The organism is Vibrio jasicida CAIM 1864 = LMG 25398, assembly GCF_000400365.1.
In the GTDB taxonomy this organism is placed as follows: domain Bacteria; phylum Pseudomonadota; class Gammaproteobacteria; order Enterobacterales; family Vibrionaceae; genus Vibrio; species Vibrio jasicida.
On record NZ_BAOG01000045.1, the window covers coordinates 1 to 13,999 of the forward strand.

11 protein-coding genes are annotated in these 13,999 nt (G+C 41.9%); 2 read left to right on the plus strand and 9 right to left on the minus strand.

Going from position 1 to position 13,999, the window contains the following annotated elements:
• Positions 1-404 precede the first annotated feature (404 nt).
• Both msrQ and msrP read right to left on the minus strand, forming a co-directional pair.
• Positions 405-1,022: a protein-methionine-sulfoxide reductase heme-binding subunit MsrQ gene (gene msrQ / locus VJL_RS13305; RefSeq protein ID WP_038878602.1), complete on the minus strand. Its 618-nt coding sequence runs from the start codon at positions 1,020-1,022 to the stop codon at positions 405-407.
• A complete protein-coding gene (gene msrP / locus VJL_RS13310) occupies positions 1,019-2,023 on the minus strand; it encodes a protein-methionine-sulfoxide reductase catalytic subunit MsrP (RefSeq protein ID WP_038878604.1) in 1,005 nt (334 codons plus the stop codon). Before msrP ends, msrQ begins: the two co-directional genes overlap by 4 nt.
• 276 nt (positions 2,024-2,299) lie before the next feature.
• On the opposite strand from msrP, the gene VJL_RS13315 reads away from it, so the two are divergent.
• On the plus strand, positions 2,300-3,667 hold the full coding sequence (locus VJL_RS13315) for an MATE family efflux transporter (protein ID WP_038878606.1): 1,368 nt from the start codon (positions 2,300-2,302) through the stop codon (positions 3,665-3,667).
• Between the two features lie 116 nt (positions 3,668-3,783).
• Here the strand turns inward: VJL_RS13315 and VJL_RS29995 are convergent, their stop codons facing one another.
• The 5 genes from VJL_RS29995 to VJL_RS13335 all read right to left on the minus strand — a co-directional run bounded on the left by VJL_RS29995 (position 3,784) and on the right by VJL_RS13335 (position 10,404).
• Positions 3,784-4,380, minus strand: a complete 597-nt coding sequence (locus VJL_RS29995) for a linear amide C-N hydrolase (protein WP_227741133.1) — start codon at positions 4,378-4,380, stop codon at positions 3,784-3,786.
• On the minus strand, positions 4,331-5,137 hold the full coding sequence (locus VJL_RS30000) for a linear amide C-N hydrolase (protein WP_227741134.1): 807 nt from the start codon (positions 5,135-5,137) through the stop codon (positions 4,331-4,333). Before VJL_RS30000 ends, VJL_RS29995 begins: the two co-directional genes overlap by 50 nt.
• A gap of 481 nt (positions 5,138-5,618) precedes the next feature.
• Positions 5,619-6,812, minus strand: a complete 1,194-nt coding sequence (locus VJL_RS13325) for an MFS transporter (RefSeq protein ID WP_038878607.1) — start codon at positions 6,810-6,812, stop codon at positions 5,619-5,621.
• 412 nt (positions 6,813-7,224) lie between these two features.
• Positions 7,225-8,289: a hypothetical protein gene (locus tag VJL_RS13330; protein ID WP_227741135.1), complete on the minus strand. Its 1,065-nt coding sequence runs from the start codon at positions 8,287-8,289 to the stop codon at positions 7,225-7,227.
• Between the two features lie 522 nt (positions 8,290-8,811).
• Positions 8,812-10,404, minus strand: coding sequence for a S8 family peptidase (locus VJL_RS13335; protein ID WP_038878610.1), 1,593 nt, complete (start codon positions 10,402-10,404; stop codon positions 8,812-8,814).
• Between the two features lie 634 nt (positions 10,405-11,038).
• Here VJL_RS13335 and VJL_RS13340 point away from each other — a divergent pair.
• Positions 11,039-12,025: a cytochrome-c peroxidase gene (locus VJL_RS13340; RefSeq protein WP_038872414.1), complete on the plus strand. Its 987-nt coding sequence runs from the start codon at positions 11,039-11,041 to the stop codon at positions 12,023-12,025.
• Between the two features lie 69 nt (positions 12,026-12,094).
• On the opposite strand, the gene VJL_RS13345 is transcribed toward VJL_RS13340, so the two are convergent.
• Both VJL_RS13345 and VJL_RS13350 read right to left on the minus strand, forming a co-directional pair.
• The gene (locus tag VJL_RS13345) at positions 12,095-13,519 is read right to left on the minus strand and encodes an aspartate kinase (RefSeq protein ID WP_038878612.1); all 1,425 of its coding nucleotides are present in this window, start codon (positions 13,517-13,519) and stop codon (positions 12,095-12,097) included.
• Positions 13,520-13,607: 88 nt separating this feature from the next.
• Positions 13,608-13,994: an ectoine synthase gene (locus tag VJL_RS13350; protein WP_005393369.1), complete on the minus strand. Its 387-nt coding sequence runs from the start codon at positions 13,992-13,994 to the stop codon at positions 13,608-13,610.
• Positions 13,995-13,999 lie beyond the last annotated feature (5 nt).

Sequence of the window (13,999 nt, forward strand, 5' to 3'; positions counted from 1 at the left end):
TAGAATAACTACTTATCGAAAAATTGCGCCTTGTTCTCAAGCATTTTCCCTACGCTATTTCTGATCACTTATTTACTGTGATTGGTATTACAAGAACTCGATGACTGATCTTTATGAACTCTTAAAATTCAGTTGCTAGTACCTTATACCAAACGAAAAAATACAAATAGTCTCAGGTAGTTAGACATTAGTCGTAGGGTTCGGGCTAACGGTATGAGCGTTGTGGTGGGATTTGATAGAACTAGCCTAAGGTCATTGGCGAGAGCGAACGAAAGGTGTGGAAGCGTGGTAAGCCAACAGCAACAGAAAGCTTGGGTTAACGGCTTTTTATCCAATTAAGAAAGGGGCTCATGTAGCCCCTTTTTGTCTGTTGATTCATTTATCGCAATTGGTCTAACAGCGCATCAACTGGATAACATTTTTCGAAACACTCGCTGCTTCAATGTCTTCCAGCGCACCAGCAACAAACCAATGGCGATTAGGATATAGATGGTTGGCTCTGCTACCTCTGACTTCACCGACCAATAGAAATGAATCGGTGCCAATATCGCAGCTAAGTAAACCCAGTTATGCAGCTTTTGCCATTTAGGACCCATTTTACGTTGAATGGATTGAATCGAAGTTACCGCCAGAAGTAACAAGATTACCCACACTGCTGCACCAACGGTCAAATAAGGGCGTTTGACGATTTCAGAGGCAAGCAAACTCCAATCTAACCCTAAATCAAGCACGGCAAACGCAACCAAATGAAGCACTGCCCAGAAAAAGCTGTATAGCCCGAGTAGTCTCCTAACTCGAACTAACAAACCCTGCTTGGTCCAACGCGCAAGCGGAGAAACTAACAAAGTAATAAACAGCGTATTCAGCGCGCTGATACCCGTGTAATGGATAATGCCTTGAACAGGGTCACCACCTAAGTTGTCGGTATTAATCGCAATAACCAGCAGACCTAAGAAACCGAGAGAGACAAGGTGGATCAGGACTTTAAGCGCAATGATGTGTTTTGGCGTCAGCTTTCTCAATAGAACTTCCTCAGATCCATATTCTTATAGAGATGTGCCACCTCTTCTTCGTAGCCGTTGAACATCAATGTTGGCTGCCTGCGAGTGCTGAGCACACTGCCCTCTCCGATAAAACGCTCGCTTGCTTGGCTCCAGCGTGGATGGTCGACATTCGGGTTCACATTAGCGTAAAAACCGTATTCATTCGGTGCTAAACGATTCCACGTTGTTGGCGGCTCCCGGTCGGTTAGACGAATTCGAACAATAGACTTGATGCTTTTGAAGCCGTACTTCCACGGCACAACTAAGCGAAGTGGCGCACCGTTTTGTGGCGCAAGCGTCTTACCGTATAAACCCACAGAAATCAGTGCGAGCGGGTTCATTGCTTCATCAAGGCGAAGCCCTTCGACGTAAGGATATTCAATACTGCTGAACGAGCCTTGAGCTGGGAACTGTTTAGGATCGTAGAGGGTTTCAAAAGCCACATATTTCGCGCTACTTTTTGGGTCCGCCATTTTGATTATGTCCGCTAAAGGAAAACCAATCCACGGAATGTTCATTGACCACGCTTCCACACAACGTAAGCGGTAGATTCGCTCTTCAAGTGTGAACTTTTTAAAGATGTCATCGTAGTCGAGCTTAATTGGGTTATTCACCAAACCATCGATCTCAACCGTCCATGGGTCAGACACAAACTCAGAAGAGTTTCTCGCGGGATCAGACTTATCGGTACCAAACTCATAGAAGTTATTGTATTTCAGAATCTTACTTTCAGGAGTAAGAGAAAGATCCGCTTGGTACTGTTGTGGCTTCGCCGCGCTAAGGTCAATTCGATTGTCTGAGACTGGCTTTTCCTTTGACGAGAAGATGTCCAAAATACCAGCTTGTGCATTCGCAGCGAGCGGCATACCGACAACCGCAATGCCAAGCTTTTTCAATATCTCTCGACGCTCTTTATAGACGGACTCTGGCGTCGCTTCGTTTTCAGATAAAGCCCAGCGATGATTCTTCTTAATCCACATAATCTTCCCCGAATGTGTTCATACTTTAGTAAATAGCGAACTGGTAATACGTTGATTTAAACAGACCGTAGCAAAAACAAATTTATTTCATAAAAAACAAAAAGAGACACGCATTCAAGTTAAGCTTTTTGCCCAGCAGAGTTGCACTCATACTGCCTCTTTTTAGTTCATTATTAACCAAATCTAAAAACTGATTTAGGGAATAGCCCTCTTATCATTAACAATCGCAACTCTATACTGGCATTGTTCCCGAACTTTCGAATCAAGAGCCTTGTGATGATAGCGATTTCCTCGACCTTAAAATCCGTTCTCGAAAAAACACTGCCGCTGACTGTCGGTCTTTTTGCGATCATGTCAGTACAACTTATCGACGCAGTGTTTATCGGCATGCTCGGCGTGAATGAGCTTACCGTGCAAGGTATCACCATGCCGTTCCAAGCTGGCTTTATTGGCATTCAAGTCGGCATTGGTGTCGCGGCAACGTCGATCATCTCACATGCTTTTGGCGCGAATAATACGCAACGCGCGACAAATACCGCTTCACTTGCGTTACTGGTCGGTAGCGCTTTTATCGCTCTCATTGGATTTGCGTTGTGGTTGATGGAGCAAAGTGTGTTTTCTGCATTTGTCTCTCTGAAAGACAGCGGCGCACAATATCAGCAGCTCGAAACGTTATTTGGTCAGTTCTGGGGCCTATGGTTGTTGAGCGCACTATCCAGTGCCGTGCTGTATTTAATGACCTGTGTTTACCGTGCGAATGGTGATACTAAAGTCACGGGCTCTGTCTTTGTTATCGCAAGCCTTATCAACCTCGTGCTCGATCCGATCTTTATGTTCGTTCTAAACATGGGAATTGCGGGTGCTGCATTAGCATCGATGCTTGGCTTTGCCATCAGCGCGCTTTACATGATGAAAAAAGCCAAAGGTCGTCAATGGTTCGCGCCTTTCTCTTCGGCTTTAGCTAGCAAAGACGATGCTGCTCTGCTGATCAAAACCACGATTCCAACCATGATGAATCAGATATTACCGTCAGTCAGTGCTTTCGTGACAGTTATGTTCATCGCTCATCTTGGTACTAATGAAATCGCATTTTGGAGTTTGTTAAACCGAGTGGAAAGCTTCTTGCTGATCTTCACGCTGGCACTCACCATGTCATTGCCACCAATTATTGGCCGTGAACTCGGTGCCGAGCGTTTTGATTCAATCCAAGCACTCGTCCAATCGGCTTCTCGCTTTGTGATTTTGTTCCACTTGGTCATCGCAACTTTGTTGGTGGTGAGTTTACCAATTGTTGTTCCTCTACTATCGGCGGACAACACAATGCAAGAGTGGTTAAAGCTAGCGCTTTGGGTGATTCCGTTTAGCTACGGCCCTTTAGGTTTGTGTATGGTTGTCACTTCTATCTTCAACGCATTGGGTAAACCAAAAACTGCCCTGTTCGTTTGCTTTGTGAGATTGGTAGTTCTGTACATCCCAGCGATTGCTATTGGTTCATTACAGGGTGACATTTTTACAATCGTCATCGCGGCGACAATTGCTAACGTTCTCGCAGGTTTGCTTGCATGGTTACAACTTACTAGCTATGTAAAACAAAACTTGTCTGCGACTCAAACGTCGATGTTGGAAGTGGAAGCAGTGAAGTAGCAGCGGGTTTTGGATTGAAAAGATAAACGCCCACTCTGCTGAATAAGTGTGGGCGTTTTTGTTCCAGGAGTTAGAGTGTGTGTCACTTTCCTTTATAAGGTGTTTTGGACATAAGCCTATCGTCCGTTTACTTTATTAGTAATATCAATAGGTTTATCGCCAATATCTAACTTGTAAGGTGCCTCTTTTTCTAGTTTTTTAAAGTCCAATTTATTTAGGTCTAAGCTGAATATCTGTGGTGATTCATACATTCTCACAGAGTACTTTTTATTGACCAAATCAGATACGGTTGCCCACTGTGTATAGTCGTGAACCAGATTGCCAGTGGAGTCTCTGCTCGTTCCCTGCGGAATATCCACGGTATTTAAAATGTGAAAAGCTAATGTTGTCGCGTCTTCTTTGCCTACACGAATATCTCTGCTCAGTGCCTCTTTTCTATATTGCATAGAATCCAAGTTGGCAGCCAAAATATCCTCATCATCCGTTAACTGATACACAGGGAAAGAGAAATTGGCCATCATCGACGCTCTCACAAAACGATCTAAAGGAGTCGAACTACCAGGAACTTTAGAAAAGCCTGTACCTTGAGCATTAGAGTTGCACTTAAATCGGCTTGCTGCATTATCATAGGTTTCAACATTAGGAGTCGCAGCGTGACTGTCATTATCTTGGAAAGTTAAATGGCACCACATCAACATAGTTGTATCGGACATTCTCTTGCTGCCAAGCAATCAACGGGTCGTTCGTTAGCACTCCGATTGGGTTAAGGTCTGTAATCGTGAGTTTGCCGTCCACGTATTCCAATACAATACCATTGCCCAAAGCATCTTGAACATGAAAATGAAAATACATTGCACTTGGTACTTTAGAGAAAGGATTGGCAACTAAGATTTTATCTTCATCTGGGATATCGCTTTCTTTTAAGTCAGAGTCATTCTCATTGACTACCAATTTATCGTATTGGAGACCATCAATAACATCTTGGCACGTAGCGCAGTTAGACAGGATCCATGTAGTGATACTCGGATAATAAATCACCCCTTTGCAGTTTTTGAACTCTCCATCTTGCTTCAATGGTTCTTGATATTCAGATTGTACCAAAACCATAGTTCCAGACGTCAATCCTTCTTTATTCATCCCATTGCTTGCAATATCGGCCAACATCTGTGTTACACCAACGCTTTTTTTGATTGAGGTAGAAAACCCATTCAAAGCAACAAAATCGTACTTGCCTTTCCATGTGTATAACTTGGTATTCACTAGGGAGATGTCTGGTCGTATAACAAATTCATCACTCTCAAAACTGTATGGCGTCAACTCCTTCGCTGCACCTTGTGTGTACTCATGCCCTTTGCTGCGGAAAAATAACTCTGATTTAAGACTTGGTCCTAACTCCATTGAACGACCGACTACGGGTATGTTCTTGTTTGGATCCAATGTCATCCCTGTAATGGAAAAATTAGTACACATATTCACTGTCCTTGATAAGTAGAGAAATGGCTCCCAATGGTTACAAACATAAGTGAGTTACCTTAAGTAGTTGGTCCAGCTTATGCTGCGTATCTTTGCCTACCGAAATAATCTTCATCAGGATTGAGGATTTGATGGTTACATCCACTAAAATAAAACACGGCGCATATCGAAATTTCTCAAGTTATGATTCTCTTTATGCGGAGTGAATTTTAGGCACAACTCCGTGTCGGTAGACATTAGAGTTTGAACAGCTTCTAGGAAAGTATTGGACAGAAGCTTCTTAGGAAGTTTGTACAGCTTAGGTTAGTTGATATTAGAAAAATTAGGGCGATGTTTGATTTTTAAACCATCCCCCTTATGATATTGGCAATGTTTTCTTATATCAGATATGTAATATTAGCGTGATCTAATTCAACACATTGGATAAATGTTATTTGAGAAAGACCAACAGCATTAAACAACCAAATTCAACATCTTCCTATAATCTTTTGCCTATTAATATCAGCCTTTCACTAAAAATTGGAATAGCCATAATCAATGCAGAGATATAAAGTGAATACTGTACGTTAAATATATCTGTTATCTGACCAAAAAAGAAAGATCCTATTGTCATCGCTAAGTACATAAAAGTGTATGATATTGATATAGTTAACCCTATGTTGTTTCTTTCTCTACCCATACGTTGAATTTCTCGGTTTATAATAGTCACCTTTATTGACCATAAAAAGCCAAAGATAGCAATAAAAAAGGATGCGATTATAGTTGAATAGCTGATAGAAAAGTTAGTTATTAAGAGCGTTAATGATAGGGTTATCGTGACTGATTTATATGTAAAACTATTAATTTTAATCGATGATATTCTCTCCCTGATCAGGAATGCGGGTACTGCCCCAAGAATCATTAGAGACATTAGTAGTGATTGGAATGATTGATTTAAACCTAATTCATGTGATGAGATATAAGGCATTAATGACCATAATGAACTGCCACTCAAAAAGAGAATAACAGAATCAAATAAACATTTCTTATATTCTTGGTTCATGGAAATACTATTGTAAAAACTTTGCTTTGGCTCTTTTTTTCTTACTCTTTCTACTTTGTAGTTAACTGATTTAATTGATATTGGTATGGTTATCACCATTAAAATAGCAATTATTAACAATGACTCAAAAAAGCCTAAAAGAGAATATAAGTAACCCGATGTTAAGGTTCCTAATATTCTTACAAAAGCAAGAGAAATGCTATTTATACTTGCTGAGGTGTTAAGCTGACTAACATCGATAACGCTGGCGATATATGATTGCATTGCAATTACTCTTACTGCTGCTATCGAAGAAATGAAAAAAGTTATTATTAAAATATATTGTATCGATTGAAAAAATAGCATTAAAAAAACAAAAGAAACGATAGAGAGATTTGATATGAGAATTATATTTTCTTTATCATATTTATCGCTAATTATCCCTGAAGCAATGCTAAATAAGGCGATTGGAGCGTTAATAGATATAAATGCCATCACGCCAATTGAAGCGGAGTTTGAATACTCAACAAGTAATAGCATTATTGAAGTATTAAAAAACCATATTGAAAAGTTACCAATTATATTATTGCAAATGGCCAGCTTATATTTTTTATTATGTTGTAAAGGTGTAATTAATAAACAATCATTCATTTGGTATTCCTTGAACACTGATTTGTTACGAAGCCCTAGAGTTTATGCTGAAGGTACTTTCTCAGTGAGCAGGCTTACCTAAATTCACTCAGCAATAGCTACCCCCAGCCAAATATGGGATGACTGATGGTTGCTATGAGATGAGACTAAATTAAAAATTATCATAGAAAATATATACCTTTTTGGTATGCCTTCGTCAACATTTAAATGATGCATTAATAAACAGTAAATGAAGCTAATCTAAATTCATGTAAATAGGATATTAATGAGTAAAAGGTCTAACTCAAAACGGGGCAAAACCAAGTTAGCCTGAATCATAGAGTCCCCGATTCTAAAGCTAAAAGAAAAAACAATCTAATTTCAATATAAGGGGACTCAAATGAGTCCCTTTTGTGTTTTTGAGCTGCTTACCTTATAAAACTGGCACGTGATGCGCTTCCACTTTAGTTTTGTGAATGTGGCTCATCTTATGGGTATTAACGAAATCTGTTCCGCTCCTAAAGCCCGTTTTCACTTTAGTCGTGAGCACGGCAATGTTGTTACCAAAGACGACGTCCGTGTAACGGGCATATTCACACATCGTAGTCTTAACACCACGCTCAGCGAATCCCTTCTCCATCCTACGAGAGTAAGTAACGAAGTCTGCAGGTGTGATTTTTTCGTTGAGTTTCGAGTTGCTTGTCACTTCACTTATCACATCTGCTGGCTTCAACGATTTATCGAGGTTTTCTAATACCTCCACTGCTTTTTTAGGATGCACCGTTGGTGCTCTTTCACAGGTATACATTTCGTAGAGGTACTCAACAACTGTCTCAATATCTTCTTTATCGTGTCCACCCATCAAATAACTCCCGTTACCTACTGCACCGCCGGAAAATTTGCTCTCGCCATTAAGATGCTTAACTAAATTCCCGTCTGGCTTGATGCTGACACCAATATCGAAGAAGTAATCTCCAGCATTTAGGGCAAGTAAAGAGACCATATTCTTCGCAAAAGCTGGGCTGCCATGGTTGATACTTGCCTCATACAATTCAGTCACCTTCTTGGCAATGACTGGCGTCGCGATGTTTTTCTTGCTCAGCAATTCATCAACTGAAACAAACTTAACATTATCAGGAAGCTCAACGCGTGAGTCATAACAGGTTCGCCCCTTAGTGCGTCTATCAACATATATAATGTGCTTTACCTTCGGGGTGATTTTTGCATTACTAATGACGTTCAATAGACCATGCTCCTTTTCAACGCTTGGAATAATATTGTCTTCACCACTTTCCGCTTTTGTATTAACCCAACAATAAGCAACGGTCTTGGTTGGGAGCTTGGAAAAACTCGGTTTCGCGCACAACAAAGAACTAAGCCCACCCTTTTTCTTATTTTCTTTTAATTGAGTTAAGGTGACTTCAGTATTTTCACTGTTGCGTTCAGCCATGACTCTTTCTCGATTTGCAGCCCAACGCTTATTATCTTCTTGTGTCACTTTAAGCTCTTCTTTTCGAGCCAGACGTTGTTGTTCAGCGCGTTCTTGAGTTGACTGTTGTAGCTGTTCTGTATGGTTACTTGGTGAAGATTGATATCGCATTAAACTGCCCCTAAATACCAAATGTAAGAATTTGTTACAATATGATAGTTCTAACAATTAGATAAATAGTGGCGACAAATTAACCATTAAAATAGATATTTTTACTACTCAAAAGCTCATCATGAAATCTCAGAGGGCTATTATTCCCTTTCTTTTAAGATAACTGTTAGTTTAATTAATTCACAGAAAAAATGAATTTGAACGCTATTTATTCACGAGTTTTAAACAACGGAAAATTTTTGGTGAATACAACGACAGACGTTTACATCTCTATCCATAATTCAAATTCAATATTATTTAGAGCGACAGCTACTCCCATCTAGTTACCCCTTTAGAACGACAAACAAATGTATTTGAATAGGCTCAAACATAGAGCTTTCAAAAACTAAGCCCACCGTAAAGTGGGCTTGGTGTTGTAAGTTAGTAGTTCGCCTGAATGGTCATACCGCTGTAGCTAGAATATGCGTAAATCATGATGTAGTACCGACCGCTCTGCGGTGCGGTCACTGTGCATGTCTCGTTGTTACCGTATTTGTATGGTCTGCAATCCCAGTTATTGCGTGTTGGTTTCGAGCCAAAGCGTACGTAGAGGTCAGCATCCCCACTTCCACCAATGGTTTGAACAGTTAGACGTTGGCCTGCCTCTAGGTCAGCATAGAAATAGTCCATCGCACCTGTTGCGCCGCTCAAGCCATTCACTGGTAAACCAGAGGTTAGCTTGCCCTCAGGATCCGGTGTTGGATTTGGACCACCACAATCTTGACCACAGTCAGAATCTGACAAGCTATAGAGCAGCTTGTTTACGCTTCCGCGAGTGTCTGAGACTTTTCCATTGGATGCTCGTTCAGCAATCAGAGCCTCTAGCTGGCTTGGTGATAATGCACTGTTTTCTTGAAGATATAGCGCTGCAACACCGGCTACATGTGGCGTTGCCATTGAGGTGCCACTGATGGTTTTGTAGCCACCATCATACCAAGCAGATTTGATTTGCGAGCCTGGTGCAAATACATCGACACAGCTACCCCAGTTTGAAAAGCTCGAGCGTGAATCTGAGCTCGTTGTGGAGCCAACGGTCACACCAGAAGCAACACGAGCAGGTGAATAGTTACAAGCATCCGCATTAGAATTGCCAGCAGCCAGCATAAAGCTCACGCCAGACTGAACTGCACTTTGCACCGCGCTATCGAGAGCGACAGATTGGCCGCCTCCCAAACTCATGTTGGCAACAGAAGACCCTGAAGCGTTAGCCGCCACCCAGTCCACCCCGGCAATGACACCGGATGTCGAACCTGAGCCAGAACAGCTAAGCACTCTTACACCAACAATATTCACGTTCTTTGCCACACCGTACTGGCTGCCGCCAATGGTGCCCGCAACGTGTGTGCCGTGTCCATTACAGTCACTTGAGTCTGAATCATTATCGACAAAGTCGTAGCCAGAAACAGAACGCCCACCAAACTCGGCGTGTGAATTGTTCACACCTGTATCGATGACATAAGCCGTTACCCCAGTGCCATCAAAGTTGGCGTTGTAATTGCTATCAAGCGGTAGGCTGCGCTGATCAATTCGATCAAGTCCCCAAATAGCATTGCTTTGGTTCGCTTCTACCGAGACTATCGGTTCAAGCGTTAGCATTTTATCTTGTTCGATATAGTCTACTCTCGGATCAGCACGCAGTTCGTCCAGCTGATTTGTATTCAACGTGGCAACAAAGCCGCTAATTGAGCGATCAAATACGGATTCTACCTGTATTGAATATAAGCCGGACATACTGTCCACGGATTGCTGTGTGGACTGCTGAAAATCAGGAGAATCGTTCGGTATCATTTGTGGCTGTTTAAAGACCACAATGTAACGATCAGCGATGGCAACATCGTCCGGAGCGAGCATCAACGCTGCAGGGGCTTGTTGTAAATCAGAAGCACCTGGCAGATCCGTTGATTTAGAGTAAACGGAAGCAGAATGAAAACAGAGTGCCGAGGTTATACAACAAGTAAGTAGTTTCTTTGACATAAAATGTTCCTTGAAATCATAGTGTTGTTGATTTTTACCTAGTACCAAACTGTCAACACGAAAACACAGACAATCAGCGTAATACGCTCAATACGTGCTGCAGTGACGTTACACGATTCAACCTAGAACAATGCGCAACCGGATGCGTAATTGATAATAATTCACACACTCAGAAACATGATCAATAACCAAGCTTTATTGAAATTGAAATACAAAGATTCATTTAGACTTAGAGCAAAATCCCTAAAATAGAATAATTCTACACACCTGACATATTACCTGTTACATACCCTCCTACTACCGATAATTTACGCAATAAAGACTTCACTTTTCTTTCATTCTAGGTTTTTCACCTACTAAGGTTCATTTGATTGCATAATTGACCTAAATCAACGAACCTGTCGTTTATATTCTTTGCATATTTGTAAATGAAAGGTGACCAACTGCTTGGGAAGCTAGCAAAATCAAATCGTGCAAAGTTTGTGCGTTTTTAACATCGTTTTTTGCCATAAAAACCATCGATTTTTTGCATTTTATCGAATAAAACGATTGCTATACCGTGACTTCCAGAGCGTACCAATAAGAAGTACGCCGCCCTAGTGAGAGTGAAAAATCACTTAAAAAGGAAGTTATTATGAAAACTCTTATAGCAGTGAGCGTCTTGTCAGTCCTATCTTTCGGTGCCTATGCAGAGCGCCAATCTGCAGAGCCAATCAAGGTCATTGAGCCTATTTCTGGCCTTGATGCTAAGAAAGTAGAACTGGGTAAAACGTTGTGGTTTGAACCTCGTTTATCCGCCTCCAACACCATTTCTTGTAACTCTTGCCATAACATCGCAAAAGGTGGCGTCGATAACCTACCAAGCTCCATTGGTCATAAATGGGCCATTGGTCCTATCAACTCACCGACGGTGTTTAACTCAGATTTGAACTTTGTTCAGTTCTGGAACGGGCGCGCAAAAGATTTGCAAGAACAAGCGGCTGGCCCTATAGAAAACCCACTCGAAATGGCCTTTAGCCACCAGCTTGCGATCGACACGCTCAAGTCGATTCCACAATATCGCGAGTGGTTTAAAGAGGCGTATGGTACTGAGACCATAGATATTGATAACGTCACCGATGCGATTGCAACGTTCGAACAAACCTTGCGTACACCAAACGCGCCATTCGATCTTTGGTTAAAAGGCGACGATAATGCCCTCACTACCGCACAGGTCGAGGGTTACAACTTATTCAAAGCGAAAGGTTGTACAGCGTGTCACAGCGGCCCTCTCGCTGGTGGTCAAATGTACCAAAAAATGGGCTTAGTGAAGCCGTTCGCAACGGATAACCCAGATGTGGGACGTAAAGCGATCACGGGTAATGATTTCGATAAGTTTGTCTTCAAAGTACCGACACTAAGAAATGTTGAACTGACCTACCCTTACTTCCATGATGGCTCAGTTTGGGAGTTAGAAGAAGCGGTGTCGATGATGGCTGATTTACAACTTGGCCAAAAGCTGACGAAGGAAGAGTCTGGAAAAATCACTGAGTTCTTACGTTCTCTAACGGGTGATCAACCGGAAGTGACGTTGCCTCACTTACCGCCATCCACTAACGAGACTGCTCGCCCGAATATCTAAATTGTTCGATAAGAAACACAAAGGAGCCACAATTGGCTCCTTTACTATTTCCATTACCAACTAAACGCTTTAAGCAACGCTCACTGATTTTTTCATTGTACTGCCTTGCTCAAAGAACTCTTCGTGCAGTGCACAAATCGCTTGTTTATACTCGCCATCACTGACCACAAACTGTACATTCACGTTTCTCATTGATGAATGGAGCGCGATCGGTGTTACCCCACTGTTCATCAGCGCTAGTACGCCTTTCGCTAAAGTTTTATTAGTGTCAATCTGAGAACCAATCGCTGAGATCAACGCGACCATTTTTCCTGTAATTGATGCTTTAGGGTGGCGCTTTTCAGCCTTGTAGAGCACTTTGTTTAAACTATCAATGCTGCCGCCTAGGTAATAAGTGATTGAGTTTGCGTTCATCTCCTTCCCAATCAGATTAACGCGAGCGTCCGCAATGATTTCCATCAGTTCGTAACTGACATTATCTACTTTGCCTACCATCGCTTGGTCAAACAAATGAAGTGCAAACACCTTTTGTTTACCTGCAATAATCTCAATACGATCATTCTCTGGGCGATAATCTGCTGAGATTAACGTTCCTTGGTGCTCAGGCTCAAACGTGTTCTTTATTTGTAACTCAATACCGCTCTCACGTAGACCCGCAGCAGCATTGGGATGGATGGCTTCCATCCCTAAGTTTGCCAGTTGATCAGCCACATCATAGTTGGTCGAGCCTATAGGGTTAACGTTATTGACACCAACCACTCGCGGATCGGCAGAACTTAAATGGTATTCCTTATGGATAATCGCCAGATCAGCTTTAGTCATGGCAGCGATGCGACTGAACGTCATCTCACTGTAACCGCGATCATAGGTGTGCATTAAACCTTCTTTGCAGTAGGCATACCCTGTGACAATTGGCAATTCTTGAGTAACATCAATCTCAGCAAAGGCATCAGAGATAGATTCATCCAGTGTTTTGGGTGTTTGGTTATCCCAACCAGAAAGATCGACAAACTTTGCATTAATGCCGATATTTTTCAATTTCAAAGCCGTGTTATAGGCACTGTGTACTTCACCTATCGAGGAGAGAAATTCACGAATTTGAGGCAAATAATGACGTAGAGAAAATTGACCATACTGACAAGTTTCAAGAATGTTGGTGACACAGTTTTTAGCTTCTGCGATGCGAGAACGGATGAATTTATCCGCACGCATTCTATTCATTGGGTCAGCAAAGATATGTTCATTGGTCAGTAGCATTCGACTTTCAACATAATCTAACGCCTCCTCCCATGCTTCATCTCGCTTGGCAATCAATTGATAGACGCCTGGCTTGCTGGTTTTTTTGCATTCCAGTAGTGCATCCGTCATACCACCGTAGGCAGAAACGACAAAAATCCGGTTATAAGGGTTTTGTGGACGAAGGAGAATGTTATCAAGCACAGCATCGAATGCTGTCATCGAAGTACCGCCGATCTTTTCTACGGTAAATGTCATGAGAGGGCCTTAATGATTGGTAATTTGAAAGAAAGGAAAAGAAAATGGGGTGAAGCTTCACCCCATTTCAAATGTTTATAGAGTTAGGCTAGTCAACCAGAGGGTAAACACCGTTCTCATCGTGCACTTCCGCACCTGTAATTGGTGGGTTAAACACGCATGCCATCACCATTTCTTTGTTTTTGTATGCACGAAGATAATGTTCGTCATGCTTATCAAGGATGTACAGTGTGCCGGGTTTAATTGGATAGGTTTCGCCACCTACGACTTCTATTTCCCCTTCTCCACTCATGCAAAATACCGACTCGAGATGGTTCTGATAATGGATGTGCGTTTCTGTTCCTTCGTATATCGTCGTGATATGGAATGAGAAGCCCATGTTGTCATCTTTCAATAACATACGTACGCTTTCCCAGTTGTCCGACACAACACGTCTTTCGCTATTGCGACACTCATCGAGTGTTCTAACGATCATAATTC